General features: G+C 65.4%; 21 protein-coding genes and 2 pseudogenes. 17 read left to right on the top strand and 6 right to left on the bottom strand.

Annotated features, from left to right (window positions below; translation table 11 throughout):
• Positions 1-159: 159 nt before the first annotated feature.
• A complete protein-coding gene (locus tag ACOGXQ_RS10345) occupies positions 160-408 on the bottom strand; it encodes a hypothetical protein (protein ID WP_419947301.1) in 249 nt (82 codons plus the stop codon).
• A gap of 99 nt (positions 409-507) precedes the next feature.
• Positions 508-1158 (bottom strand): hypothetical protein, encoded by a 651-nt coding sequence (locus tag ACOGXQ_RS10340; RefSeq protein WP_419947300.1) that lies wholly within the window; start codon positions 1156-1158, stop codon positions 508-510.
• A 255-nt stretch (positions 1159-1413) separates the two neighbouring features.
• Here ACOGXQ_RS10340 and ACOGXQ_RS10335 point away from each other — a divergent pair.
• The 5 genes and pseudogenes from ACOGXQ_RS10335 to ACOGXQ_RS10315 all read left to right on the top strand — a co-directional run.
• Positions 1414-2511 (top strand): annotated as a pseudogene (locus ACOGXQ_RS10335) (IS1380 family transposase); the annotation flags it as partial.
• Between the two features lie 1196 nt (positions 2512-3707).
• On the top strand, positions 3708-4055 hold the full coding sequence (locus ACOGXQ_RS10330) for an integrase core domain-containing protein (protein WP_419947374.1): 348 nt from the start codon (positions 3708-3710) through the stop codon (positions 4053-4055).
• Positions 4056-4400: 345 nt separating this feature from the next.
• On the top strand, positions 4401-4895 hold the full coding sequence (locus ACOGXQ_RS10325; protein ID WP_419947299.1) for a DUF4143 domain-containing protein: 495 nt from the start codon (positions 4401-4403) through the stop codon (positions 4893-4895).
• Positions 4896-5099: 204 nt separating this feature from the next.
• Complete coding sequence (locus tag ACOGXQ_RS10320) at positions 5100-6437, top strand: hypothetical protein (protein WP_419947298.1); 1338 nt, start codon at positions 5100-5102, stop codon at positions 6435-6437.
• 432 nt (positions 6438-6869) lie between these two features.
• On the top strand, positions 6870-7721 hold the full coding sequence (locus ACOGXQ_RS10315; RefSeq protein ID WP_419947297.1) for a transposase family protein: 852 nt from the start codon (positions 6870-6872) through the stop codon (positions 7719-7721).
• A gap of 88 nt (positions 7722-7809) precedes the next feature.
• Here ACOGXQ_RS10315 and ACOGXQ_RS10310 read toward each other — a convergent pair whose 3' ends face one another.
• Together ACOGXQ_RS10310 and ACOGXQ_RS10305 are read right to left on the bottom strand one after the other, a co-directional pair.
• Positions 7810-8241: a PPOX class F420-dependent oxidoreductase gene (locus ACOGXQ_RS10310; RefSeq protein ID WP_419947296.1), complete on the bottom strand. Its 432-nt coding sequence runs from the start codon at positions 8239-8241 to the stop codon at positions 7810-7812.
• 149 nt (positions 8242-8390) lie between these two features.
• Positions 8391-8525, bottom strand: a complete 135-nt coding sequence (locus ACOGXQ_RS10305) for a hypothetical protein (RefSeq protein WP_419947295.1) — start codon at positions 8523-8525, stop codon at positions 8391-8393.
• Positions 8526-8833: 308 nt separating this feature from the next.
• Here ACOGXQ_RS10305 and ACOGXQ_RS10300 point away from each other — a divergent pair, with 308 nt between their 5' ends.
• The 3 genes from ACOGXQ_RS10300 to ACOGXQ_RS10290 are packed head-to-tail and all read left to right on the top strand — an operon-like array spanning position 8834 to position 9733.
• Positions 8834-9088, top strand: a complete 255-nt coding sequence (locus tag ACOGXQ_RS10300; protein WP_419947294.1) for a helix-turn-helix domain-containing protein — start codon at positions 8834-8836, stop codon at positions 9086-9088.
• A gap of 10 nt (positions 9089-9098) precedes the next feature.
• Positions 9099-9338, top strand: a complete 240-nt coding sequence (locus ACOGXQ_RS10295; RefSeq protein ID WP_419947293.1) for a hypothetical protein — start codon at positions 9099-9101, stop codon at positions 9336-9338.
• Between the two features lie 2 nt (positions 9339-9340).
• Entirely contained in the window at positions 9341-9733 is a 393-nt protein-coding gene (locus ACOGXQ_RS10290) for a PIN domain-containing protein (RefSeq protein ID WP_419947292.1), read from the top strand.
• 78 nt (positions 9734-9811) lie between these two features.
• Here ACOGXQ_RS10290 and ACOGXQ_RS10285 read toward each other — a convergent pair whose 3' ends face one another.
• Entirely contained in the window at positions 9812-10903 is a 1092-nt protein-coding gene (locus tag ACOGXQ_RS10285) for a hypothetical protein (protein ID WP_419947291.1), read from the bottom strand.
• 196 nt (positions 10904-11099) lie between these two features.
• Between ACOGXQ_RS10285 and ACOGXQ_RS10280 the strand changes: the two genes are divergently transcribed.
• The 7 genes and pseudogenes from ACOGXQ_RS10280 to ACOGXQ_RS10250 form a co-directional block, all read left to right on the top strand.
• The gene (locus ACOGXQ_RS10280; RefSeq protein ID WP_419947290.1) at positions 11100-11339 is read left to right on the top strand and encodes a hypothetical protein; all 240 of its coding nucleotides are present in this window, start codon (positions 11100-11102) and stop codon (positions 11337-11339) included.
• Positions 11340-11341: 2 nt separating this feature from the next.
• Complete coding sequence (locus tag ACOGXQ_RS10275; protein WP_419947289.1) at positions 11342-11734, top strand: PIN domain-containing protein; 393 nt, start codon at positions 11342-11344, stop codon at positions 11732-11734.
• A 277-nt stretch (positions 11735-12011) separates the two neighbouring features.
• Positions 12012-13541 carry an ATP-binding protein gene (locus ACOGXQ_RS10270; RefSeq protein ID WP_419947288.1) on the top strand — a complete coding sequence of 510 codons (1530 nt, stop codon included), beginning with the start codon at positions 12012-12014 and terminating at the stop codon, positions 13539-13541.
• A 696-nt stretch (positions 13542-14237) separates the two neighbouring features.
• A complete protein-coding gene (locus tag ACOGXQ_RS10265) occupies positions 14238-17558 on the top strand; it encodes a fibronectin type III domain-containing protein (RefSeq protein WP_419947287.1) in 3321 nt (1106 codons plus the stop codon).
• Positions 17559-17768: 210 nt separating this feature from the next.
• The gene (locus ACOGXQ_RS10260; protein ID WP_419947286.1) at positions 17769-20807 is read left to right on the top strand and encodes a hypothetical protein; all 3039 of its coding nucleotides are present in this window, start codon (positions 17769-17771) and stop codon (positions 20805-20807) included.
• Between the two features lie 167 nt (positions 20808-20974).
• On the top strand, positions 20975-22663 hold the full coding sequence (locus ACOGXQ_RS10255; RefSeq protein ID WP_419947373.1) for a cell wall-binding repeat-containing protein: 1689 nt from the start codon (positions 20975-20977) through the stop codon (positions 22661-22663).
• A gap of 25 nt (positions 22664-22688) precedes the next feature.
• Positions 22689-23255 (top strand): annotated as a pseudogene (locus tag ACOGXQ_RS10250) (hypothetical protein); the annotation flags it as partial.
• A 565-nt stretch (positions 23256-23820) separates the two neighbouring features.
• Here ACOGXQ_RS10250 and ACOGXQ_RS10245 read toward each other — a convergent pair.
• Positions 23821-23970, bottom strand: coding sequence for a hypothetical protein (locus tag ACOGXQ_RS10245; RefSeq protein WP_419947462.1), 150 nt, complete (start codon positions 23968-23970; stop codon positions 23821-23823).
• Between the two features lie 59 nt (positions 23971-24029).
• Between ACOGXQ_RS10245 and ACOGXQ_RS10240 the strand changes: the two genes are divergently transcribed.
• On the top strand, positions 24030-24458 hold the full coding sequence (locus tag ACOGXQ_RS10240; protein WP_419947372.1) for a transposase: 429 nt from the start codon (positions 24030-24032) through the stop codon (positions 24456-24458).
• A 270-nt stretch (positions 24459-24728) separates the two neighbouring features.
• A complete protein-coding gene (locus ACOGXQ_RS10235) occupies positions 24729-25814 on the top strand; it encodes a transposase (RefSeq protein WP_419943808.1) in 1086 nt (361 codons plus the stop codon).
• The last annotated feature ends 52 nt before the right edge of the window (positions 25815-25866 follow it).

The raw sequence follows: 25866 nt of genomic DNA, 5'->3' as shown, positions 1-25866 counted from the left end.
AGCGTGGCTGTGCGTCGCCGTATGGACACGCGAGTTGTCTCCTGCGGTTGAGCAAGATGGTCACGTGCATCTGAGAACTGCTGCCTGCCGACCTCACCAAGGCACTGCGCACGACCACGCTGCGCCGCGCCGAATTGAGATTGCGCAATGCGAGCAATCTCAGTTCGGCATGGATTCACCTGCCGGTATCGCGTACCCAACGTAGAACCAGACTTGGAACGGCACGAACACCAACGCGGTCAGAATCACGGCACGACGTCGCAACAAAATCCCTGCCGCGACTGTTGTGATGATTGTAATGACAATCACGGTCCAGGCAGCGGTGTAGTTGGGGTCAGTCGGATGGTCCCAGTCAGTGCCGCGAAACGCTGCCGTGAAACCGCAGCCGCCGAGCAAGAGCATCGACACGGCAGTCCAAGCGGCCCAAAGTCCCAGCGCTTGCGCGGTCGAACGAGGTGACCCCTCCGATGCTGTGTCAGGTGCGACAGTTGGTTTCGGTCTCATTGACTACCAGTTGCAACCACGGATCACCCACGACACCGGGTTCCGGTTCTCATCGCGGTGCCCTTCAAGATCCCACGACGCGCCGCCGAAGATGGCATTGCCGAGCAAATGACAATAGAGCTGATGCCAGATCGCCGTCCAACTGAGAACGGTCACACTCAAGCTGTGCCTTCTGAGACACGAATGCATTGCGTTGTACAGCAGCACGGATTCGGTCGCGCCGGGTGGGCTATACGCACGCCCGAGCGTCGTCGGCACGACGTGAATGGAGTCATATCCGTTCCTGGCGTCGTAGCGGACACCGAGTTCGTCGATGAGCCGACCGTTGCAGTCGAGGTAGCCCGTGTCGGTGCGGGCGTAGGAGCAGTCACCGAACCCGTAGAAACACGGCCAGCGTGCCGACCTTGGGGACCCCCGCTTGCGCAGCGCTCTATTGACATCTTCCTCGAAACCATCGGGGATGTCGACCGTCGTGTCGGTATCGCCGACTGGTTCTTGTGTTGCGTCGTCAGCGGCATCAGTGTCATCGGCCTTATCCACGGGAGGTGGGTCGATGACTGGTGCGTCACCTGTAGCACCAGAAGGCGTCGCCAGCACCACGGTCAGCGCCGATGCACACAGCACGCTGAGTATCGCTGCGCTCAATCGTCTCATAGGAATCTGCTCGCTATCGTCATTCAATCATCGACGGTCGATCACCGGCCGTCTCACGCCTTGAGGATCGCGGAGCAGGCCCAGCGAGGATATCGGACAAGATATGCGCACAAGATCTGTATGTAGATCTCCCTAAGCCCAGATCCATCGGTTTGGTTGGGCTGGTGGGGTTTGCGTCCACCAGAAAGGCCTCCTGGGGTGGCATTTTGCCGGTTGTGAGATCGTGGCGTGATGCCATGACGGGAGGCGCTTTCTGTGAGCGATGATACGCGGTTGTTGGACCGGGTCGTGGCAGTGTTCGACGAGGGCTCGTTGGTGGGGGACGCTGGTCTGCTGGCGGTGGGCACGCTGGCGGGCCGGTTGGGCTTGGAGGGCTTGATCGACGAGACGGTGCGCCCGCCTGCGGCGGGCCGCGGGTCGGGAGCGAAGGTGCTCACGGCGGTGTGCTCGATGCTGGTGGGGGGTTCGTTCTTTTCTGACGCGGACAGGCTGCGGGCCGGCTCGGCGGGGTCGGTGGTTGGGTTCGCGCCGGTGGCGCCGTCCACGTTGGGGACGTTCTTGCGGTCCTTCTCGTGGGGTCATGTGCGTCAGCTGGACCGCGTCCAGGAGCTGGCTTTGGGCCGCGCGTGGGACGCAGGCGCCGCCCCGGCGGCGGAACGGGTCACGGTCGATGTCGATTCCACGGTCGCGGTGGTGCACAGCGACGCGAAGGGCGGCGCTGCATACGGGCACGGTGGGCGGCTGGGATATCACCCGCTGGTGGCTTCACGCGACGACACCGGCGAGATCGTGCACAGCCGGATGCGCAAGGGCTCCTCCCAGCGGGGCCATGTCCGCTTCTTCGCCGAGACCGTCAACCGGGTGCGCCGTCTCGCCCCGGACGCGGAGCTGACGGTTCGCGCGGACGCGGGGTTCTTGTCGTGGGGCCTGGTCGACAAGCTCGACGCGCTCGACGCCAGGTTCGTGATCGCTGTCGCCTCCAACCCCGCCGTCGGCAGGGCCGTCGCGGCCGTCGACGATGCGGACTGGACCCCGATCGGCTACACCGACGACGGCGAGGCCCAAGTCGCCGAAACGACGCTCACCAGCGCACGGCGGCCCAACCGCAAGCCCGAGCGCACGGTGCGGCTGGTGGTGCGCCGCACCCGCCTGGTCGGCGACCAGGCCGACCTGTTCCCCAACTGGCGCCACCACACATTCGTCACCGACATCAGCGAAGCCGAACTCGACACCAAAGCAGCCGACGCCGCCTGCCGATCCCACGCACGCGTCGAGCTCGCCACCGGGGACCTCAAAGCCGGCGGCCTCGCCCACAGCCCCTCAGCCAGCTTCACCGCCAACGCCGCCTGGCTCGCCTGCGCCGCCTTGGCCCACAACATCGCACGCTGGACAGCACGCATCGGCCAAGTCCACGACCCCCGATGTGTTGCGTCTGATTTTGCGCGACGGGTTCTGAGTTTTTTCGAGCAGCGTCGGTCAGGGTTGGCGGTCTCAGCGCAGGAGGCTGCCGATGACCGCTCCGCCGGGCCGGAGACCGAGGAAGATGCTCACAGCGGAGCAGAAGTACGACTTGTGGGTGCGGATGCTGACTGGGCAGATCACCCAGGCCGAGGCGGCGGCGGAGGCCGGCGTGGATCGGTCGGTGGTGTCTCGTTTGCGTGCGGTGGCACGCGACGGGGCGATCGCTGCGTTGGGGGCGTCGAAGCCTGGGCGGCCACGCCGGACGCGGGCCGAGGCGTCCGAGGCGGCGGCGTTGCGGGCGGAGGTGGAGCGGCTGGGCCGCACTGTTGTGGAGCAGGCCGTGGAGCTGGCGGTGCTGCGGGGAAAAACGGGCTGGGGATGAGCGGCCCTGTTCCCGCCCGCGTCGATGGGGCCGCCAAGGAGTGCTTGCTGGGGCTGATCGACGACGCCACCGCAGCGGGATGGACCCACGGCCGGGTGTGCGCGGTGCTGGGCATCGATCGGCGCCGGGCGTGGCGCTGGTCCCGGCGCCGCGACGCGGGGCAGCTCGATGACGCCCGCCCCGGGGGCCGTGCGGTCCATGGGCTGCTGGGGTGGGAACGCGACGAGATCGTGAAGCTGTTCGACGAATGGGGCGACGTCGACCGGTCCCATCGCAAGCTCGCCCACCGGGGCTCCTGTCTGGGCCGGGTGTGGGTGTCGCCGTCCAGCGTGGACCGCGTTCTCGCAGGCCACGGCCTCGCCCTGGCAGGCGTGCCGCGCCCCAAGCGGACGGCTCGCTCGCCGTGGCCCGGCTGGTGCGAGTGGCGCCCCAACCAGCTGTGGTGCTGGGACGGCACCCAGTTCCCCCGATGCCGGCCCGCCAAGCACGCCTACGCGATCGTTGATGTCGTGTCCCGCAAGTGGATCGCCGCCCACCTCACCGGCACCCCGGACTCGGTCGCCGCTCGAGTGCTGTCCGCCGAAGCGCTCCAAGCCGAGGGGCTGCTCACCGACGAGATCGCGGCCCGCTTGGCGATCCCGACGCCGAGCCGCCTCAGCACGACGACATCCCGCTGCTGCTGGCGCTGTCGGACAACGGCCCCGAGATGCGCGCCGGCGACACCGCCCGCTTCATGGCCGCCTGCTCGATCGCCCAGCACTTCGGCCGCCCATCCACGCCCACCGACCAAGCCTGGATCGAGTCACTCTTCGGGCACCTCAAAGACGAGCACCCCTACCTCGACACGCTGGACCGTCCCGCCGATCTCGCCCGGGAGCCCGAACGCGTCCGGACCCACTACAACGAGAACCGGCTGCACGAAGGCATCGGATACGTCACCCCCCAAGACGAGCACCAAGGCCGAGGAGAACAGATCCGCCGAGCCCGCCGAGACGGCCTCCGACAAGCCGACGCCCAACGCCGCCACGCCCGCCGAAACCGACCACTGCCATGACCAACCCAACACCACCGCCAGCACGCCGACGCTGCTTGAAAAACCCGGCAATCTGTCGCGAAGAGTCAGAAACACCTCACAACGCACCCTCGTCGAACACTGCCACGACCCGGTCCAACAACCGCGTATCATCGCTCACAGAAAGTGCCTCCCGTCATGGCATCACGCCGCGATCTCACAACCGGCAAAATGCCACCTCAGGAGGCCTTTCTGGTGGACGCAAACCCCACCAGCCCAACCAAACCGGTGGATCTGGGCTCAGAGGCCAGCACCAAGACCCTGCTGTGGGACATGGGCGCCGAAAGTCCAGCAGCCCGTCAAACAGTGAGCGCGTACCTCGACGCCTTGAGCGCCATCTTTGTCTACGAGAGCCAGCCGGCATGGAACCCCCGGCTGATGTCGCGCACCCCGCTGCGGCGCTCCCCCAAGCACCACTTGGTCGATCCGTCGCTGGCTGCAGCTGCGGTCGGCGCGAATGCGGACGCACTGTTCGAGGACCGGGCCGCGCTTGGTCTGTTGTTCGAGTCGATGGCCGTGCGCGATATGCGGATCTACGCGCAAGCGAGCAGGAGCACGATATTTCACTACCGCGACAAGTCTGGTCTCGAGGTCGACGCGGTAGTCGAACGCGACGACGGCAGGTGGATCGCCGCCGAAGTCAAGCTCGGCGCCCCCGACTCCGTCGACGCTGCAGCACGGTCATTGCTGGCGCTGAGCGCCAAAGTGGACACAAGCGTCTCGGGGCCGCCTGCGGCGCTCATCGTGATCACCTCCACCGGTCAGCCGCACATGAGAGCCGACGGCGTCGGCGTCGTACCGCTGAACACGCTGAGCCCCTGACACTCGGCGTCGTCCACAGCCGCTGTCGACGGCTTGACTGCCGGCTGATCCTGTCTGGTGCCCGGCGCAACGCCGGCACGGTCCTGAATGCGCGCGATTCCACTCGGCAGTCGGCCGCCGATTCCATGCAACTGGAGCAAGGACGGCCGCGCAGGTGCGGGCGGCCTGCCAGGACGCGTTCCGGTCACATGCGGACGTGCGCGCATGATGCCGCCCGCCGAGCGCCTGTTGTTCTGTGCAACGGCTTCGCGCCCACGCCCGGCAGAGCGGGGTCGGGCTGAGCCGTACGCACAGCCGGCACGCTGGGGCACGCTCACGAAGCTGTACGAGTACATCAAGTCGACGTACATCACGCACTCGTCGGATCACTCACCGAAGGCCCGCTTGTCGCTTCTGCGCAAGCTCGAGCTGCGCATGCCGAACGCCATGCTGCCGGTGAGGCTCTACGAATGCCGAGGATTCCGACGCGTCGCAGACGTGCATCCGCAAATGGTGCTCACAGGCATCATGGGTCGTCTCCACAATCTCCGGAACCCATCTGAGACGCTGGAATGGGACGGGATACCGAAGTCGTTCGAGTTCCGAGTCGACAGGCAGCTGATCAAGGTCGCCGTCTGGGCATTCAAGAAACCGGCCCAGTCATGGCGAGGATCACATGGGGTGCTGTTCACGCTCAACGGGCAGACCCACGCCACCCTCCCGGACTCGTTCTTCGACCGGAACGATGTGGGAATGAACCCTCTGCGCAAGTCGCTGTTGGTCATCGTCGACTGCTCCGACATCAGCAGCACCCACGAGAGCGCCCTGATGATGACCAGCAGGGACCGTCTCGCCGATTCCTTGTTCGCCAAGCAGATCAAGGACCGTATGGAAACCGGCGGCGGTTCATGGGAGAACGCCGATCACCTCGTGGATGGCTGGCACCTCAGCGAGGGCGTGGCCGAGATGAGACTCCGGCTGCCGGACACCGCAACAGCCGGCGATGTGCTCCACCTCAAATTCACAGTCGTCAACGACAACCACGAAACGCCCGAATTCGTCAGCACGATCGAATTGGTCGTCCAGCCTCCCAAGGAATCCAGCGTGCCTCCCGGCACCCCGCCCCAGCCGCGGCTACCCAAGGGCGACGCACCACAGATCAGAGAAGTGCGCGAGGAAGACTGGGATCAGCAGGTACCTGAGCCGTTCGACGGCAATACGGCTCTGCGCAGAATCGACGGCGGCAACGGGACCTACGAACTCAGGTACAACGCCGACAACAAATGGCTACGCAAGAAGATCTCTCGCTCCAAGAGCGAAGACCAAGCTGCGGACCTCAGACACCAGTTCGGCGTGGTCATGGCCGCGCTCGGGCTCGCCGTGATGGGAGCGCATCAACGAGCATCCAACGACAAGTCAGACCACAGCGACCATGCTGAGAACGGCAAGCCCGACATGAGCGTCAACGAACTCATCGAGTGGTGCACGTCGGCTGCCGCCCCCGTCGTCGCATCGATCCACAGCCTCACGACCGCTTCCTTGGGAACTGACGACAACGAATAGGAGGCGATGACGCTATGACGAGATGCGCCCATTGGCAGGCGTCACGGCCATCCAGGCGACGAGCCGCACATCCTCGTCGCTGAACCTATGCGGTTTGGCTGTTCTGCGCGCTTGGGCAGTCAGCCCGAGACGGTCCGCTAGTGGTGTGTCGCGGTTTTCTTGCGGGCAGGTCGCGGCCCGCTGACCTGCGGAAACAGGCTTCGGCAGGCCCTGCGCAAATTGCCGACGCACCACTAGCACCGAAAGGCGCTGAGCGATCCGGCCGTTCGACTCGGCGGCGACTCAGCATCGACGAAGCAGCTCCCGGGCCCGTTTCTCAACGGTCTTGGATAGAGCGACCAGATAGGCAACTCGCAACGCCTCGGTTCGCCGTGGATTGAGGGCGTTTCGTTTGCGGGGGCAGTAGCGGCGTGAGGGTGCTGGCCTGATTGGGTGGGATTCCCCAGAATCGGAGTTGTCGTTGGTTCCGAGTTCTGGAGGATCCCTGTGGAGGTTGACCCTACGCGTGCGTTGGGACTGGCAGTGGGCTTGGGCGCCGATGTCGAGGTCGTCGCGGTGGATGATCGGCGCTCGGGGCCGCTCGTGGTTCGTGTTCGGCTCGCTGGTGCCAGGCCGGCGTGCGGGCTGTGCGACGGCAGGGTGTGGTCGAAGGGGTCGCGTCAGGTGCGGCTGGCCGATCTGCCTGCGTTCGGGCGGCCGGCGCGGCTGGTGTGGGACAAGCGCCGGTGGCGCTGTCCTGATCGGGGCTGCGCTGCGGGCTCGTTCGCTGAGCAGGCGCCGCAGACAGCGCCGGCGCGGACGCGGCTGACTTCGCGGGCGGCTCGGTGGGCGACACGCCGGACGGGACGAGGGCACACCGTCACCGACGCCCGCCGGGGCGTGCTGCTCGACATCGTGGCCGGCCGCAGCGCTGCGGGGCCGACCAGATGGCTGCGGGCTCGCCCGCCGCACCCTCGACGAGCTGGCCCGCGACCTGCGCGACCCCGAATTCTCGCCAGAGCTGAACCGTCTCGGCCGCACCCTTCGCCGCTGGGCCGCCCCGACCACCAACTGGCACCGCGCAGGGTCACCAACGGACCCACCGAAGCCGTCAACAACCTCGCCAAGCTCATCAAGCGAGCGTCGTTCGGGAACCGCCAACTTCGACCGCTACCGCATCAGAGCACTGCTCTACGCCGGCCAACCCGACTGGACCCTGCTCAACACCCTCACTCCCCCACAAAACGCGAAGGCTCGAAATATTTGGCACACAGAAGTCATCGAATAGCCCCATTTGTGACATGATCTGGACGCCAGCGGCATGCCATGCTCGCGGCAGCTGCATCGCCAGGCGAATTGCAGCGCCGCGGCGCCGATCAGGCACCAGTAGTTGTCAGTCCCAGTCGGCTACGCCGTCGACGCCGGTGATGCTGGTCGGGTGCAGGCGCACGAGGCACTCGCCCGGGCCGGAGTTGCGCTCGCCGAACGACTCGGCTTGGTCCGCGCCCATGTAGCGGCCGCCGGCCAGCGTTGACACGCGCCGGATTTCGTCGAGGTCTGCGGAGATCTCCACGACTCCGTCCACCTTCACGAACGCGTACGGCGGTGCTTCGGTGTCCACGGCCAGCGAGACACGAGGCTCGCGAGTCATGGCAAGCGCCTTGCCGCTGCGCGTGCCAGTAGCGAAGAGCAGGTCGCCGTCTTCGACGACGAACCAGATCGGCGCAACATGCGGACGCCCGTCGGACGCAACCCACGCCAGCTTGCCCGTCCGCGAACCCTCGCCCAGAAATTCCAGCGCCTCAGAGTTGCTCATTGGCCGCATGCGAGGTCCTTTCGTGTAGTGCGGTGCCCACAAACGTTCGCGCGCTTGCGAACTTCAGATTTGCCCGCAGTTCCAATGTTCTGCTTCGATGTCACCATGCGCAGGCCTGCGGACACAGCAGTAGCCAATTGCGGTGGAGAGCGCGGCGTTCAGTCGGTGCGAGCGCCGACAGCGGCAGCAGCAGCCTTCTCGGGCATGCCGATGCCCAGACAGCCCTCGATGCGGGCGAGCCGCTGCCCGCTGGCTGTGACTTCGGCGCGCGGGCTGACGATTTCCTGGCGCACCTCGACGCGCGTCGCTCGACGATGCGCTGCTGGTGCCAGACCAACCCGAGGATGCCGACAATCAATGCGACGAGCTGCACGATGTCCATAGAGCTCACGCTCCCCACACCTTCGAACCTAGCAAGTCACCGAAGCGCACTAAGGGTCCGCCGCGTCTTAAGTCGCGTGATCCGCTCACGCATTTCCGCAGGTCAGAGACCTGCGCATGGGGGAAAATCACGCGACTTGACTGATGGCGGACCCTAAGCCCGGATTCACTGGTGTGATGTGGGTGGGCGAACTCCAATGGTGGTTGCGAGTGGTCGGTCATGAGGGCCGGTCTTGGAGCACAGCAACCGCCAGTGGGGGTGTGCAGTATGGCAGCGAGGCTGTGCGCGTTGGAGCGCGTTCGTGTCGAGGCGATGAGGTCGGCGGGGGCGAGCGCTGATGGCATTGCCGACAGGCTCGGCCGGCATCCGTCGACCAGGTTGCCGCAGGCATGCGACGCCAGTCGGCCATGCCGTTCGGAGCCGGCAAGCCGAGGCGCCGGGGGTCGTGTCGATTCTGATAGCCGTTCTGTGTAAACATATGTGTATGCGTCTGCACATAGAACTCGACGACAAGCTAGTCGCCGAACTCGACCATCGGTCGGGTTCCCGGCGCCGCAGTGCGTACATCCGGGCGCTGATACGACGCGGCCTCGAGGACGAGCAGCGCTGGGACGAGATCGAGGCATCGCTGGACTCGATCCCCGATGTCGGGCACGAGTGGGACGACGATCCCGCAGCGTGGGTTCGCGCTCAGCGGCAGACCGACGCGCTCCGTTCGGGCTGACCATGTCCCGGCTCGTGTTGGACACGACTGTGCTGATCGACGCGCTGCGGGGGCGGCCCGCCGCGGCGCGCATGCGGCAATTGCGTCGTACCGGCATGGAGCCGTGGATCTCAGCGGTGTCGGTCGAGGAGATCTGGCGCGGCCTGCACAGTTCCGAAGAGTCCGCGGCCCGACGTCTTGTGCAGTCGTTGCGCATCGCACCGTTGGGTGCTGCTGAAGGACAGCTTGCGGGCCGGTGGCGCAGAGAGCACGCCGAACGGGGCGTCACCCTGCATCAGGCTGACTGCCTGATAGCGGCTGCCGCGGTCGGCGCCGGGGCAACGCTGGCCACAGCCAACGTCGCAGACTTCCCGATGCCCGAGCTTGAAGTACAGCACTGGCCGGCAGGTTCCTGACCGGCGAGTCCTGTCGACGCGCCAGACTCCTTCCGGGGGACGGTTCGGTGGCTGCGGTGGCGCTGCAGTCGGGTGTGCTCAGATGGCGAAGCGTCGGCGCAGCCAGTCGGCGAGGAGAGGATCGACGAGGGCGAGCTGTTCGTGGCGGCGGTGCACGATGCCGTTGCCGGTCAGGGTGTTGGCGGCGTCGCGGGCGGTGCCTGGCGGCAGGTCGAGCAGCGCTGCGGTGGTGCCGTAGATGCTGCTTTCTGCTGCGACGGCTCGCAGCGTCTTGCGCTGGCCTAGGGGCAAAAACACGTAGGTGCGCTCGGACTCGGCGTCGACGCTGGCGCGCACGCCTGCGAGCGCTGCTTCCCATGCCAGGGGACCGGCCGTCCCGCCTCGGTCGACGCGTCGCCACAGGGCGTCGGCGAGTTGCATGGCGCGTTGGGGATGACCGGCGGCGAACGCGGCGATGCGGCTCGTGATGGCGCCGGCGCCGCGCTCGGTGGCCTCGAAGCCCTCTTCGATGATGCGGCTGATTGCGTCGTCGGTGAGCGGTTCGATTTCGACGAGGTCTGCTTGGGCGAAGAACGGCTGGGTGCGCTCGCTGAACAGTGCCTGCATCGTGGATGGCTCTGAGCCGGCGAACACGATGCCGATCTCTTGGAAGTGATGCTGAAGCTCGGTGCGCAGCACCGCTGCGCCGCCGGTGACGTTGGCGATACCGGAGAATTCGTCGAATACGACGAACAGGCTGTGCCGTTGCGCGGCGGTGGTGAGGACTTCGAGCAGCGTTCGCAGCGTCAGCACGGGATCGGGTCGCTGCTTGGGTGCACGGGACAGCTGCACGCCGAGCACGCCCAGGTTCAGCGAGAACGTGCCGGCGATGGCGTCGAGCGATGTGCGAACCGGTCCGACTGCGCCGGCGAGGCCGCGGTCGACGGTTGCTGCCACGTCGGCAATCGATGTCCGCTCGTAGAGGTCGATCCACACAGGCTGGTGCCCGACGGCTTCGAGGTCGGCGGCGACGCGCTTGAGCAGGCTCGTCTTGCCGTAGCGCCGGGGCCCGAGCAGCGCCGTCAATCGCCGGTCTGCGATTCGCTGTGCCATGTCGATGGCGAGCTGTTCGCGGCCGGTGACCTGGTCGGGCTGCAGCGGGCCGTGATGAGGAAACGGCGATCTCTCCACACCTCGAGTCTACTCGGCGGTAACAAGTAATTTGACTCGGAAATAACGAGGAATACAGCTTGTGTTGAACAACATCGCTCTGCTGAGCTCCAGCATCTACGACTCCGCGGGACATAGCCATCGTGGCCCGGCGCCGGCAAGCCGGGGTGCCGGGGACATGGCGATCCCGACTACCGCTCTGTGTAGATTTATGTGTATGCGTCTGCACATAGAACTCGACGACAAGCTTGTCGCCGAACTCGACCATCGGGCGGGTTCCCGGCGCCGCAGTGCGTACATCCGGGCGCTGATACGGAGCGGCCTCGAAGACGAGCGACGCTGGGACGAGATCAAGGCGTCGCTGGGCTCGATCCCCGATGTCGGGCACGAGTGGGACGATGATCCCGCAGCGTGGGTTCGCGCTCAGCGCCAGACCGATGCGCGCCGTTCGGGCTGACCATGTCCCGGCTCGTGTTGGACACGACTGTGCTGATCGACGCGCTGCGGGGGCGGCCCGCCGCGGGGCGCGTGCGGCAATTGCGTCGTATCGGCGTGGAGCCGTGGGTTTCAGCGGTGTCGGTCGAGGAGATCTGGCGCGGCCTGCACAGTTCCGAAGAGCCCGCGGCCCGACGTCTTGTGCAGTCGTTGCGCATCGCACCGTTGGGTGCTGCTGAGGGACAGCTTGCGGGACGATGGCGCAGAGAGCACGCCGAACGGGGCATCACCCTGCATCAGGCTGACTGCCTGATAGCGGCTGCCGCGGTCGGTGTCGGGGCGACGCTGGCCACAGCCAATGTCGCAGACTTCCCGATGCACGAGCTTGAAGTACAGCACAGGCCGGCAGGTTCCTGACCGGCCAGCCATCGACAGAACCGGCGATAGCTGCCTGACAGTCCGCATCGCACGGATGCATCTCGATGGTGCTTTGGCAGGGATCCTCACGTTCACCTGATCGATGTCGGCGTCGCCGGCCTGGGTCTGGTGTTCGCGTCGATCGTGATGGCACCGGCGCCGCGCTCGGCCGCCAGTGCTGTCGTTGATAAATTGTGCAGAAATAGATTTATGCGGAATTGGTTACTGCACATATACACACAATAGACGATTCACGACTGAACGAGAAAGTGCATCCATGAGCGATCTGCCGGTGCCGAAGCCGGAGCTGTTGTTCGATCGGGACCGCGAATGGGCCGACATCACGGAGTTCGTCGCGGCACCGGGCCGCAGTCTGCGGCTGGGCATCGTGTACGGACGGCGGCGCACGGGCAAGAGCTTCCTGCTGCGCAGGGTGGTTGACGAGTTCGGGGGCCTGTATCACCTGTCGCTGCGAGAAGGCCGCCCGATGGCCTTGGAGCGTTTCGGCGACGCGGTCGGGGCGCTGGGCGACCCGGCCCGGCCGCTGCCGGTGCGTGACGACGACTGGCGGTCGGCGCTCGAGACCGCGCTGCACGAAGTCGCTCGGCGCGCACGCGGTCCCAGTGTCGTGGTGCTCGATGAGTATCCGTTCCTGCGCGATGGCAGTCCTGAGTTGGATTCTGCTGTGCAGTCGCTGGTGGATGCAGCGGCGCTGGAGGGGCTCGGCTCGGGCTGGGATTGGCCGGTGTCGCTCATTGTGTGCGGCTCGGCGTTGTCGGTCATGACCGAGTTGCTGAGCGGTGCAGCGCCGCTGCGCGGCCGTGCGCGTCTGAACATGGCGCTGATGCCGTTCGACTACCGGGTGGCGCGCCGCTTCTGGGGGGTCAGCGACGAGTCGGCTGCGCTGCTGCTGGACGCTGTCGTCGGGGGTGTGCCGGGCCATCGCGACCTTGTCGAGGGCATCGACGTGCCCGCCTCTGTGGACGACTTCGGCGGCTGGATGGCGTCGTCGGTGCTCAACCCGTCGCATGCGCTGTACTCGGAGGCTGAGGCGGCGCTGCGCGAAGACCCTCGTGTGACCGGCACGGCGGTGTACTACTCGCTGCTGCATGCCATCGCCGCCGGCCGTCGCACCACCGGCCAGATCGCTGAGGCGGTCGGACGCTCGGCGGGCGACATCACCTATCACCTGGGCGTGATGACCTCTGCGGGCCTCGTGGAGCGGGCGGCCGATGTGCTGGGCGGTCGCCGCGCCGTCTACCGGGTCGCGGACCCCGTCGTGCGGTTCCACCTGGCCGTCAGCCGTCGTTTCCGCGCCCAGCTGGAGGAGCGGCGGCCGGCGCAGGTGTGGGCAGCCTGCCAAGAAGCGTTCCGGTCACACGTCGTCGGCCCGCACTTCGAGGAGCTGTGCCGCGTGTGGGCACGCCGCTACGCCACTGCAGCCGAGGTCGGCGTCGAGCTGGGCAGCGTGGGACGCCACTTGGCCAACGACGCCCGTCGCCGCGAATCCTTCGAGATCGACGTGGTCGTCTGCGCCCCGGGCGAGGGCGAGGCGTCGGGCCCGCGTGCACGCCGGACCGTTCACGCGATCGGAGAAGCGAAGCTGTCCCGGCTGTCGCCCGCCGATCTCGACCGCCTCGACCGTGTGGCGATGCTCATCGAAGCCAACGGGCGCGCACGCCTGGCCCCGCACGCCAAGCGCCTGCTGTTCTCTGCAGCCGGCTTCGAGCCCGCGCTGCACACCGCCGCAGCATCACGCGACGACGTAGAGCTCATCGACTTCCGGCGCCTGTACAACAGCAGCTGACCAGAGGCCGAGACTGGACGATCCCTTTCGCCCGAAGACCCGCTGCTGCGCCGCGGCGAGCAGTGCCTCCTTGGCGCAGACGTTGAACACCGTGCACCAGCCGATGGCGCCGCTGCGACGGCGGTACCGGGCCACAATTCGTCATCTTCCCCAGCGCCGCGCGCCTACGGGAGGGTCGGCCCAGCCCATGACTATGACCTGCCGTCATGAGAAACCGCGTCAGCTTGACGCAAGAGAAACCGCGTCAGCTTGACGCAAGAGAAACCGCGTCAGCTTGACGCAAGGCAGGCGCACACCTAGCCTGTCCCGCTGATGTCATTCGGCGGGTTCGCTGCCCAGTTTCAGTTCAGGTTCGTCGCGGTCTCGCGGATGACCGAATGCACGGCGCGCCCGGCTACCCCCCCCCCCCCCCCGTTTGGACGCGCACTCGCGACGTAGCGTCATCTTGTAGCGGTAGCTGCAACTCCGGTTCGCCCAAGGCAGCCCGCACACCTCGCATCCACGCGACCGGACTGAAGCTCGCCGACGCGAGTTCGCACGTCGCGGCACCCGCTCTCGGCGATCACGTGCAAGTCAAGTCGGGCGCGGCGCACGGCCGGTCATTCACACTGGCCGCGGCTCCCGAGCGTGCCCAAGGCGTGCGTCGCCATGCGTCCTCGGTCTGCGAAGCACTCATTCCATCGAGAAGTTCGACGCATGAGTGAAACCGAAGGTGCGCACTCTCGCGTGGCGACGACGCGTCACGCAGCGGCGCTGCTCGCGGTGGCATCGCTGGTCGCGCTCGTCTGGCTTCCACGGGCAGCGGGTGCGCAAGTGCCTCAGCCGCCGCCGAACGGGAACTGCGAAGGCACTGCCGTCGTGGTCAAGCTCGGCGTCGTCGAGGATCGTGCCGCGGCGAACATGCTCACCGAAGCCGCTGCGTCACTCGGCCTGGGCCAACGCTGCCTCGTGGACGCCGGCGACCCACGGTCCGGCCGCGTCCCTGCGGGGAGTCGCGACGAGCTCAGCGACGCTGGTCGGTTATTCGTGGTCGGAGGCGCAGCCGCGATACCGGATTCGTGGCTGCGATCCCAACTCGGTGTCGTCAGCTTCACGCGGGTAGCCGGCGGCAACCGTTGGGAAACCCAGTCAGCAGTCGCTGAAGCGATCATCAGCCTGACCCGCGGCGAACCGGTAACTGCCTATCAGGGTCAACCCGGCAGCAGCCCTGACCTGCCGCCGAACACCGGCTGCACGAACGCAGTGCTGGTAAAGCTCAATGTGGTCGAGGACCGGGCGGCGGCAAACATGCTCGCCGAGACCTTCAATCATCTCTCCGCCGAGGGCAATGATCGCTGCCTGGTCGATGTCGGCGAACCACAGGATGGAGTCACACCCACGTCTGCAGCAGTCGCCAACTACGACAAGGCCGCGGCGCGGAAGGTCGTCGGCGGCACTGCTGCGATTCCGGAGTCGTGGCTGGATGCCCATTTCGGCAGCACCGTGGACTCACGTCTCGCTGGTGTCGACCGCTGGGCGACTCAAGCGGCGGTCGCACGACAGATAGTCAGTTTGACGGCGCCCCCGCAAGCGGAGGACGTGACGCTGACGCGAGATGCCGCCCGACCACTCGGCGATGTGGCTCTGGAGGCCGCGCCGACGGAAGCGACGTTGCGGCTTCCCGTCTACTACTGCGGCGATCCGGCGAACTACACCACGCAACTGCTCGATCAGAGGATCCGAGAATTGAGCGCGGTCGCCGAGTTCTTCCGCAGGGAGTCAGGGGGACGGGCGAAGATCGTCTTCACACGTGGCGAATCGAGCGGCGGCATCTTGTCGGCGCACGGCATCGGGCAACAGCAGCGTGTTCACGATTGGCACAAGGTCAGTCCAACAGCGCATGAACGATGCCTGCAGGGTGCGTCTGTCGGGCAGGAGGGCGTTGTCTTGGTCCTCGCGGACGCCCCGGGTGGCGGCTACGCCTATGTGTCCGACGACCCTCGACAGCTCGGAGGGCCGGCAGTCGTGTCGACGCCCGAGCAATTCGGCGGCGATGTTTCGACATTCCTCGGCGTGGCGGCGCACGAGATCGCTCATGCGTTCTATGGACTGAGCCACCCCTGGATGGACTATCCGCAGCTCTGCACGCTGATCGCAGGGATCGAAGCGAGTGATGGTCGCGGTCCCACATCGCTGTCGGCCAGTGAGTCCCTCCATTGCCAGCAGCCGATCCCGGACGGCGTTGAACTCTCGATCAGCGAGTCCGATCATTTGCTGGGCTCGGTCGTCAGCTACGTGAGATATGGCGCAGTTCGCGACTTGAGCCCCGGTCGTGCCTACGTGGCTTGCTACCAGCGGGCGAAAGAGCACCTCGGCTGGGTCGATCCGAATGAATGCGGCCAGTACCGCGCCGCTGCACCAGGTCAGCCGTTGCCGCCAGTCGTAAGCGAAGAAGCAGATGCGCTCTCGGTTCGATGGAGCGAGCCTGAGGCCAACGGCTCAGCGGTTCAGGACTACGACCTCCAATATCGCCTCGTCGGCAGCAGCCGATGGGAAGACGTAGATCACGATGGAGCACACCGACAGTCCAAGATCGACGGTCTGAAAGCTGCCACGAGCTATTCGGTTCGGATTCGCGCGGCGAACCGGGTTGGCATCAGCCGCTGGTCGACGCCGACAGAGGTGACCACGCTCGCGTCGTCAACGGCCGCGATTCCGAGAGTGCACCTCAGCCGTGGAGATCGGGTTCGGGGCAATCCCGACTGCACCGGTGATGCCTGCTACTGGTTGCATGTCGAAATCGAGAACTTCCCGGACGGTGCGCACACGCTCGCGTGTGCGCACAACGGCGTTCACCAGTTGGGCATCGGACGCGGCGTGTTCCACTCGGCGACATCTGCGGTGTCCAATGACAGCCCATCGACGCGTGCTTGCTTCTTCGGCTACCCAGGCAATGAGGTGTTTGTCATTGTCGGCGCCGAGCGGCGCGACGGTGCTTGGCACGATGGCACCTACTCCAACATCGTCGACTGGCAAACAACGTTGCCGCCTCCTCCGTCGGGTGCCCTTATCGACGACAACCCGACACTCGCCGATGAGGACGGCACGTATAGCTGGTGGAAGCCGCCGGCCCGTGTGGACCTGCACGGGTATGGACCCAACGGGTTCCACTTCACCTTGGCTATAGGCAACTCCGGGGACGACGACACCGACAACCTCGCCCGATGGGAGTTCCCCGCGGTTGACGCTGAGCACGAGGTGCAGGTGTGGATTCCCGCCGAGTGGGCCACAGCTCATGTCCAATATCGGATCTGGGCCGACTCGGACAACGATGGTCGCTACAGCAGCGGTGAGTACGTGGCGGGTCCTTGGCTGGACCAGGCTGCTGTCAGCGGCTGGCAAACGCTGGGCTCGTACGCCCTCAGAGGGCGCGTCCTGATCGAGGTGCGCGATACCCGCGCCCGAGACGACTGGATCGATGTCGGACCGGTCAACGCCCGGCTCGCAGTTGACGCCATGCAACTGGTCCCGAAGCGAAACGGGCCGGAGCCTCCGCGAGCAGACGTGTACAACGACGAGCCGTACCTCGTCGACAAGAAGGGCTCCTACTCTTGGTGGAAGCCACCCGCCGAGGTTGATCGACTCGGATACGGTGCCAACGGATTCCATTTCACTTTGGCAGCCGGCAACGCCGATGACGCCGAGATCGACAACTTCGCTCGTTGGGACTTCGGGGCTGTCGACGGCCGCTACAACGTCCAAGTCTGGGTGCCAGCTGACTGGGCCACAGCACATGTGCAGTACTTGATCTGGACAGACGCGAATGGCGACGGCCAATTCAGCGCCAGCGAGCTCATCGCAGGGCCGTGGTTGAATCAGCAGGTCGTCAGCGGGTGGCAATCCATAGGCAGCTATGACTTCGATGGGCCAGTCCGCATTGAAGTCTGGGACACCCGCGCGCAAGACGACTGGGGCGACGTCGGCGCAGTAAACGCGCGCTTGGCGGTCGACGCGATACGGCTTCACCCGACTTCGTGAAACCAAAAAGCGTAGAGATAGGAATCAAGTGAAATGACATCCCACGAAAACGGGACATCGGCAGCGCCGGGCAAACGCCCACGCAGGCGAGGTTTCGATGACGTCAAGACAATGACAGACATCGTCTCGAAGAAATCTGGCTCGCGACGGAACGGGCATCGGTGTCGGCGTGGGCTTCGATTGTCTGTGCATCTAATCAAGGCAGCGCTCGTGTGTCTGCTCGTTCTTGGCGTGCTGCCGATCGTGCCGGCGGCGGCCCAACGCCAAGATATCTATGACGTTGAGCCCACTCTTTTTGACAAACAGGGTGACTACACGTGGTTCGTGCCGCCAGAAGAAGTCAACGACCTAGGTTATGAAGGCAGCTTCAGTTTCACGCTCGCGATCGGCGACAGCAGTGATGACGAGTTGGACAATTGGGCTTACTGGAGCTTTAACTCAGCGGACGGTCGGTATGAGGTCCAAGCCTATATTCCTTCGCAGTGGGCTACCGCCCATCCGCAGTATCTGATCTGGGCCGACAGCGACGGTGATGGCTCCTTTTCGAACAATTATGTGGCGGGGCCGTACCTGAATCAGGCATCGGGAAGCGGATGGCGCACGATCGGAGAATACGACCTGAGCGGCGATGTTCGCATCGAAGTTCGTGATGTACGCGCACGCGACGATTACCGCACGGTCGGCGCGGCCAACGCGCGCTTGGCCGTTGACGCAATGCGGCTCAAGCGAGTCACGCAGACATTTCCTCCCGGTGCAGTCGAACTGACGAGCGTCGACTACGAGGTGACCAACCGCAGCAACGGCTCAGGCCGGGTGGTGTGGGGACGCGTGCAAGAGGCGACTTCGTATGACCTCGACGTGACTGTGGGGGTGGAGAACGTCAATGACGGACGTACCGATGAATTGGAATTCGATCTGACGAACGTGTCGTGCTGCAGCCGGTCCTTTTCCGCCAGCTCAGGATGGAGGATCACGGCGGTTCAGATGAGCGTTCGTGCCGTGAACGCGAGCGGCGCTGGAGTCTGGTCGGCGCCGATCATCGAGGGGATCTCGTATCCCGTGGCACGGCCCGGCGTAATCTCGGGTCTCAGATACGACCGCGCTGGCAGTCGCATTGTCTGGCAGCCCGAGCGCGTCGCAACGGCGTACGACATCGAGTGGAAGCAGCCGGATTCGGGCACCTCGCGCACCGTGGCGTTGTGCAGCAATTCGGACAACACACTGTCCGGTTCGAGGTGCGCGTTGCAGATCACCCGGGTCCGTCACGAAGCGCTTGAGTTCCGCGTCAGGGCCAAGAACAAGAACGGCACACAGTTCGGGCCTTGGAGTTCATGGAACACCGACGATGCCGAGACAGCGCGGCCCGTCGAAGTACCAGGTGCTGTCACCGGTGTGCGGTGGCAGTCAGGGCGGATCGTGTGGCAATCGGCCCCACGGGCGACGGCCTACGACGTCGACTGGCGCTACCGGGGCGAAACCACCACCCGCCAGAGCGTCAACTGCGAGAGCAACTGTTCCCTTGGCGTGTCGCGAGATCCCACCCGGACGCTGGAGTTCCGAGTCCGCGGCAAGAATGGCGGCGGCAATGGCCCATGGTCTTCATGGGCCGACGAATCGGCCGAGGTGACGCTCCCAAGCGCAGTTGACAACGTTGAGTACCGAAGTGGCCGCATCGCCTGGAGTCCCGCCTCTAACGCCATCGCGTACGACATCGAATGGAGACATGAGGGCCAGAGCCTCGAGCGCGACAGCGTCACCTGCCCCCCGTCGTGCCAGCTCGTCGTCGAACGCGTCGCAGGCAAGCGACTCGAATTCCGCGTCCGCGGAAAGAACACCGCAGGCAGGGGCCCCTGGTCGGATTGGGCCCACGCCGCAGCACAGATCGTACGGCCAGGACATGTGCAGGGCCTTGCCTATAGCAACGGACGCATCAGATGGATTCCATTGGCAGGCATTACGGCTTACGGCGTGGAGTGGACTAGTGGAGGTAGGACCTCTTCCCGCAGCGTCACCTGCAATGCCTCGTGTTCGCTCGCGGTGTCGGCAAGCTCAAGTGGGCAGATGGAGCTCCGCGTGCGCGCAACGAATAGCGCCGGCGTTGGGCCTTGGTCACCTTGGATCAGCGCATCCGCTGTGACCGGTCCTCCCGGTCGCGTGAGCGGCGTGAAGTACAGGGAAGGCGCGATTGTTTGGGACCCGGCTCCACGAGCGGACTCCTACGAGATTCAGTGGTTCCGCGAAATCGGAGCAACATCGCAAGGCAGTACGCAAACGAACATCACTTGCGCTTCGACGTGCAGGTTCAAGATCGAGCGCGAGGACGAACTCAGATTTCGAGTACGAGCCAAGAATCCCGCTGGCTTCGGCCCATGGTCACAATATGTGACTGAAGGACGTGAAGCGACACCTCCCCGACGTCTGGAAACTCCCCGAGTAATTGATGTCGTTGAGATTAGGGGATCCGGTGCCGCGACGTTCTTCTATAAGCATTTCTTGGACAACTACGACGGCAATGATGTCAGGGTAACTTGGAGCAACGTGCCTCACACAAGGCACTACAAGGTTGAATATCGATACCGCGATTTGTCGAATGCAAATACAAGTTCCTTCGAACTATTTGCGAAGAGCATAGTCGACGGCAACACAACTTGCCAGCCCATTTCCTCCTGCGCAGGTTCCGAAACAGTGAGTAGCAGTCTGACTCAGCACACATTCGTTTCTTTCGCCGATACTCCTCGCGAACATGCCAATCTTCTGGAATTTCGTGTCACGGCCTTCGGTGATCAGGAATCTCGAAGTCACCCATCAAGCTGGCACGCACTTCGGCTTCACGAACAGCAGCGAGAATTGGCAAGTCAAGAGCGCACTGGCTCAACATTGTGTCACAAAGTCGATTCGGTCGGTCAGTTTCTTGGATACTTGGCGATTTTTCGCGCTGCTACAGAAGACTTAGGGAAGGCAGCGCTCGTGGGAGCCAACAATCAGCTCGAACTGATTCCAAGTCTCGATGGTGTAGCTGTAGAAGCCGTGAAGATGCTGAATGGTTGCTACAAGAATCCGGTGGAAGCCCTTGAGTCGATTCCCTTAGTGGGACCGATAGTCGAAGTAACCGCGGGTCCGTTCCTTGATAGATTGCACTCAGCTTATGCGGAGTTGGCCGATGTGACAGTTGGGTCCGGCGATGCCAGTGCTGAGATTGGTCGGATATGCAGGATCTTCCGCTTCTTTGGCGGCGACCAATGCTCGTGAAGCCAAGTGCCCCTAAGGCGAGTTGGCTCCGTGCAGGCGCTCTTGCGCTCGCAATTGCTGCGAGCGGCAGCCTTTTGATCTCAGTCGGACAAGGCAGTCCAGCACTCGCCCAGACACATTCAACTGGAGGCACGGTCGTCATCGCCCGTGCTGGCGCGTTGGCCGACATGGGAGTGGGGACATCTCTCGTAGCAGGTGGCGGTGCCGATGTTCTGCTCCTCGCCGCGGGGTACTCGACGCTCGGCATTGAGACAGCGGAGGTCTTGGCCGAAGTCTCGCCGAGCAGAGTCGTTCTCGTCGGCGGCAATGCGATCTTGGGCGGCGAGATCGAGTCGGACATTGAGAGGCTGATCGGCGGCATCACCATTGAGCGTCTCGCTGGAGCGGACAGGATAGAGACTGCGGCTGACGGCGCGAGGGCGTTACCTGGCTTCGGCGCAGGCGGATCCGTCATCGTTGCGAACGGATGGTCCCTCGCTGATGTCGGCATTGCGGCTGGCGGGGTGGCTTCTGGGCTGGGAGACGCAGTCTTATATTCGGCCCGAACCGGCCTGGGAGCAGCAACCGTCGATTTGCTGGCTCAGCGACAACCGTCGCGAGTCCTCATCGTCGGAGGAACCAAGGCGCTCGATGCGGCGATAGAGGCCGAGTTAGGTGCTGTGGTACCGAGCGCAGCAGTTGACCGACTTGGTGGTTCGACGAGAATCGAGACGGCGGCCCTTGTAGCCGAATCCACAGGCACGGCGAACTCCACTGATGTTGTCGTGGTCAACGGCTGGCGGTCCACAGAAGTCGGCATCGCTGCGTCGCTTGCCGCGGCCGCGCCGTCCACCATTGTGCTGTACAGCGACGCTCAGCGACTGAGCGCTGCGGCCGCGAGAGTCATCTCGCGACACGGTGTGGAGGTTGCAGCCTTGGTGGGCAACGACGAGGCGCTCAGCGCACGCGTGGGCAGCGATGTCGCCGCAATGGTGAGCAGCGGACGTATTGAACGGCTCGTCGGACGCACAGACTCAGGCACTGCTGCTCAGGCTGCCCGCAGGGCGCTCCATGGCCCTCGTGCCGAGGGCTCCCAAGCGCATGGCGTCTTCCGTGCGCTGTCATCAGGTGGCGGACATGCCTGTGGCGTTTCCGCGACCAGCGACGTCTACTGCTGGGGAAACAATGAATTCGGCCAACTGGAGGCACCCAGGATCCCCTTCGATCACGTCGATGCGGGTTGGGGCCACACTTGCGCAGCGAGCCCAGATGACACGGCGCGTTGTTGGGGAAATGACGAACACGGCCAGATCGTCGCGCCAGAAGGAGAGCTTCGCAGCATTTCGAGCGGCGTAGCGCACTCCTGCGCGCTCGATCGCGATGGGAGGGCGCGATGCTGGGGTCTGGAGATCGCAGATGCCTCCGAGGTGCCCCGGTCACGACTGGAGATGGTCGCGAGCGGTGCCTTTCACTCGTGCGGAATTGAGGCTGGCGGTGTACTGCACTGCTGGGGCAACAACAAGTTTGGGCAGCTTGACACACCCGCAGGGGAATTCCAGTCGGTCACGTCCGGCGGAGCACATTCTTGCGCCTTGGAGACCGGCGGTGAGGCCGTTTGTTGGGGGAACAACGATGTCGCCCAAGCAGAATTTCCTGCTGGGGTGTTCACGGCGATATCGGCCGGCTGGGCCAGCACTTGCGGTTTGCGACCAGATGGCGCAGTGGAGTGCTGGGGGCACTCTGATGTCGCCGAGGACGCTCCGACTGCACGATTCTCGTCGATCTCAGTGGGCTGGTCTTTTGCCTGCGGCATTCGTCTTGATGGCCCTGTCGAGTGTTGGGGAGATATGAGCATTCTTGGCTACGAAGCGGTGTAGCCCTGATCTGTTACCGAGGCGAAGCATGCAGAGACGAACCCGACTTTTTGTTGCAGCGGCGCTGGCCACCGTGACCGTGGCTGGCGGGATGGCAGGGCTGCCGGCGGGGGCTCAATCCGGTGGGCAAGGTGACCCGCCGGTGCTGGTGGTGGCGCTGGGGTCGTCGCTGTCTGATGTGGGCACGGCTGCGGCGTTGGTGGCTGCGGGTAAGGGCGACGCGGTGGTGTTCGCCGAGTCGGTTGATCGGCTGGGCATCGACAACTTGAGGCTGGTCAGTGAGCAGGCGCCTGAGCGGGTCTTCATCGTCGGCGGCAGGCGGGCTGTCGGTACGGAGATCGAGTCAGAGTTGAGATCACTTGCGCCGGGGGTGTCGATCCAGCGTTTCGCAGGTTCGACCCGCGTGCACACTGCGGCGCTTGCCGCTGATGAGGCGCTCGCAGGCCGCAGAGTGTCGAAGATCATCCTCGCGAACGGCTGGTCGCTGCCCGACGTGGGCGCGGCCGCTGCGGCTGTTGCTGCGGGCACGGCAGATGCCGTCCTGTATGCCGAGCGTGGCAATCTGGGCGAGCCAACCCGTGAGGCGCTGGGTGAGCATCGGCCGGGCACGGTGCTGATTGCCGGCGGAACTGCGGCACTGTCGGCAGGGGTGGAAGCCGACGCCTCGACTGCAGCGGGGGGAACGTCGACAACGAGGCTGGGCGGGGCCACCCGACTCGAGACCGCAGCGCTGATCGCTCAGGAAGCGCTGCCGGGCGGCCGTGCTGTGGGGGCTGCGGCGGACCGGTGTGGGCGCACGGGTCGAGCCGGGTGGCCCTCGCGGACCTGCCGGCGTTCGGCCGGCCTGCCCGGCTGGTGTGGCGCAAGCGCCGCTGGCGCTGTCCCGATGCTGGCTGTGCGGTGGGCACCTTCACCGGCCAGGATCCCGCTATCGCGCTGCCCAGGGCGCGCATGACCAGCCGGGCGTCGCGGTGGGCGACGCGGCGGGCGGGCAAGGCGCAGGCGATCAGCGAGATAGCGGCCGAGCTGGGCACGGGCTGGCACACCGCTATGGCAGCGGTGCACCGGTGGGGCCAGGCACTGCTCGACGCGGATCGCTCCCGCACCGACGGGGTGAGGGCTTTGGGCCTCGATGAGATCTTGATGTTCCGCCTTGGCCCCTATCGCCGAAAGCACTGGGGCACCACCATCGTCGACGCCCGCCGAGCCAGATTGTTGGACATCGTCGCCGGTCGCAGCGCCGCGGGAGCGACTCGCTGGATCCGCAGGCGAACGTCGCTGTGGCGCGCCCGGGTGCGCTGGGCGGTCACGGGGCCTCTCAGGCCCCTACCGCAAAGCGTTCACCGACACCGTTCCTCACGCCGCCCAGATCGCGGACCCGTTCCATGTGATCAAGCTCGCCAACAACACCATCGACGACGTGCGCCGCCGAGTCCAAAACGAGACCACCGGCGGGCGGGGCACCAAAGATGACGCGCTCTGCCGCACCCGGCGGCTGCTGCGAGCCGCCGAGCGCGTCACCGAGCGCGGCAAAACCAAGCTGGTCGGCATGCTCGCCGCCGGCGACCCCCGCGGCGAGGTCCGCGACGCATGGCACGCCAAAGAGACCCTGCGGATGATCTACCGCATCGCCAGCCGCGAACTCGCCGTTGACACCCTCGACGAGCTCTCACGCGACCTGCGAGACGACACATACTCCCCGGAGCTGAACAAGCTCGGCCGCACCAACGGCTGGAAAGCCATCCTGAACACCCTGACCGTCCACTACGGCGACCGCATCGCCGACCACATCCGATGAACACCACCACAGCCGGATACACAAAAAATCCGAGTGTCACTGTTGGGTTTGCCGGGGCTCTCTGCCAGGGGGTTACGGTCCGGTCCTGCGCTCGGCGATGACTCCACAAAATTTTGGCTTCGTGCCTGTTGTCCGACGTGTCGCGTCGAGTGTGGGGCCGGCAGGAGCGCTCCTGTCTTGAAGGGAGCCTGATCGTCTCGACTCGGATGTGACGAAGCGCCCCTGCCGTTCCCGGACCCACCGGAGCATTACTTCCAGCAGGAGCACAGCATGACATCGCCAGTCGGGGGAATCGACCCCCACCAGGACACCTTCACCGTGGGGGTCGTCGACCGCCACGGCGTGGAGATCACCCACGAGGCGTTCGCGAACACCGCCGCCGGCTACGGCGAAGCGATCGACCTGCTCGACGCGCACGGCGTCGAACGCGTCGGCGTGGAGGGCTCGGCGAAGTGGGGCGCGCATGTCGCGATCGCGCTCGCAGCAGCCGGGTTCGACGCCCGAGAGGTGCCCGCTTCGCGGTCGGCGGCGCAGCGCCGTTCGCGGCGGCTGGACAAGACCGACGCCGTCGACGCGGTCTCGTCCGCTCGGGCGCTGTTGGCCGAGCCGACGCTGGGCCCCGTTCAGGCCCTGGAGGCCTACGACCCGCTCGTCGCGAAGATCGAGGCAGTGCTCGAGCATCGCAGAACCCTTGTGGCTGCTCGCACTTTGATGCTGCACCACGTCGCGGACCAGATCGCCAAGCTCCCCGCAGAGATCCGTGACCAGCTCACCGCCGACGGCAAGATCGAGGGCCGGCTGCGCCGCCTCGAGCACATCGACCCCGACATCGACACCACCCCCGCCGGCGCGTACCGGCTCGGCTGGCTCCAAGCATTCATCGACCACGACCGCGCCGCGCGGCGCGAAGTCCGACGCCTCGAACGCCTCATCGACGAGCTGCTCGACCAGCACGGCACCACCCTGCGAGACGAACCGGGCGTCGGCCCGATCGCCGCAGCCACCCTGGTGTGCGAGGTCGGCGACCCGGCCCGGTTCGACCGCGAATCGAAGTTCGCCCGCTGGTGCGGCACCGGCGCCGTCGCCCTCTCATCAGGCGAAGGCAACAAAGACCCCGTCAAGCACCGGCTCGACTTCAGAGGCAACCGGCGCATCAACTCAGTGCTCCACATCGCGTCAGTCACCCAACAGCGCACCCAGCCCGACGCCGCCGCCTACCTCGCCCGCAAGACCGCCGAGGGCAAGACCCGACGCGAAGCCCGCCGAGCCCACAAACGACAACTCGCCAACCGAGTCATCCGCCGCATGTGGCGCGACGAAAAACACCGCCAACAACACCCCCCGCTCGCCGCCTGACAACAACACTTGACAAGGGAGCGTCGGACGTCCCGGGCTTCCCCCCAATTGT

Source organism: Candidatus Poriferisodalis sp. (assembly GCF_965208485.1).
Taxonomy (GTDB): domain Bacteria; phylum Actinomycetota; class Acidimicrobiia; order Acidimicrobiales; family Poriferisodalaceae; genus Poriferisodalis.
Note: the sequence above shows the minus strand (reverse complement) of the source record. Positions and strands in the feature narration are given on the sequence as shown.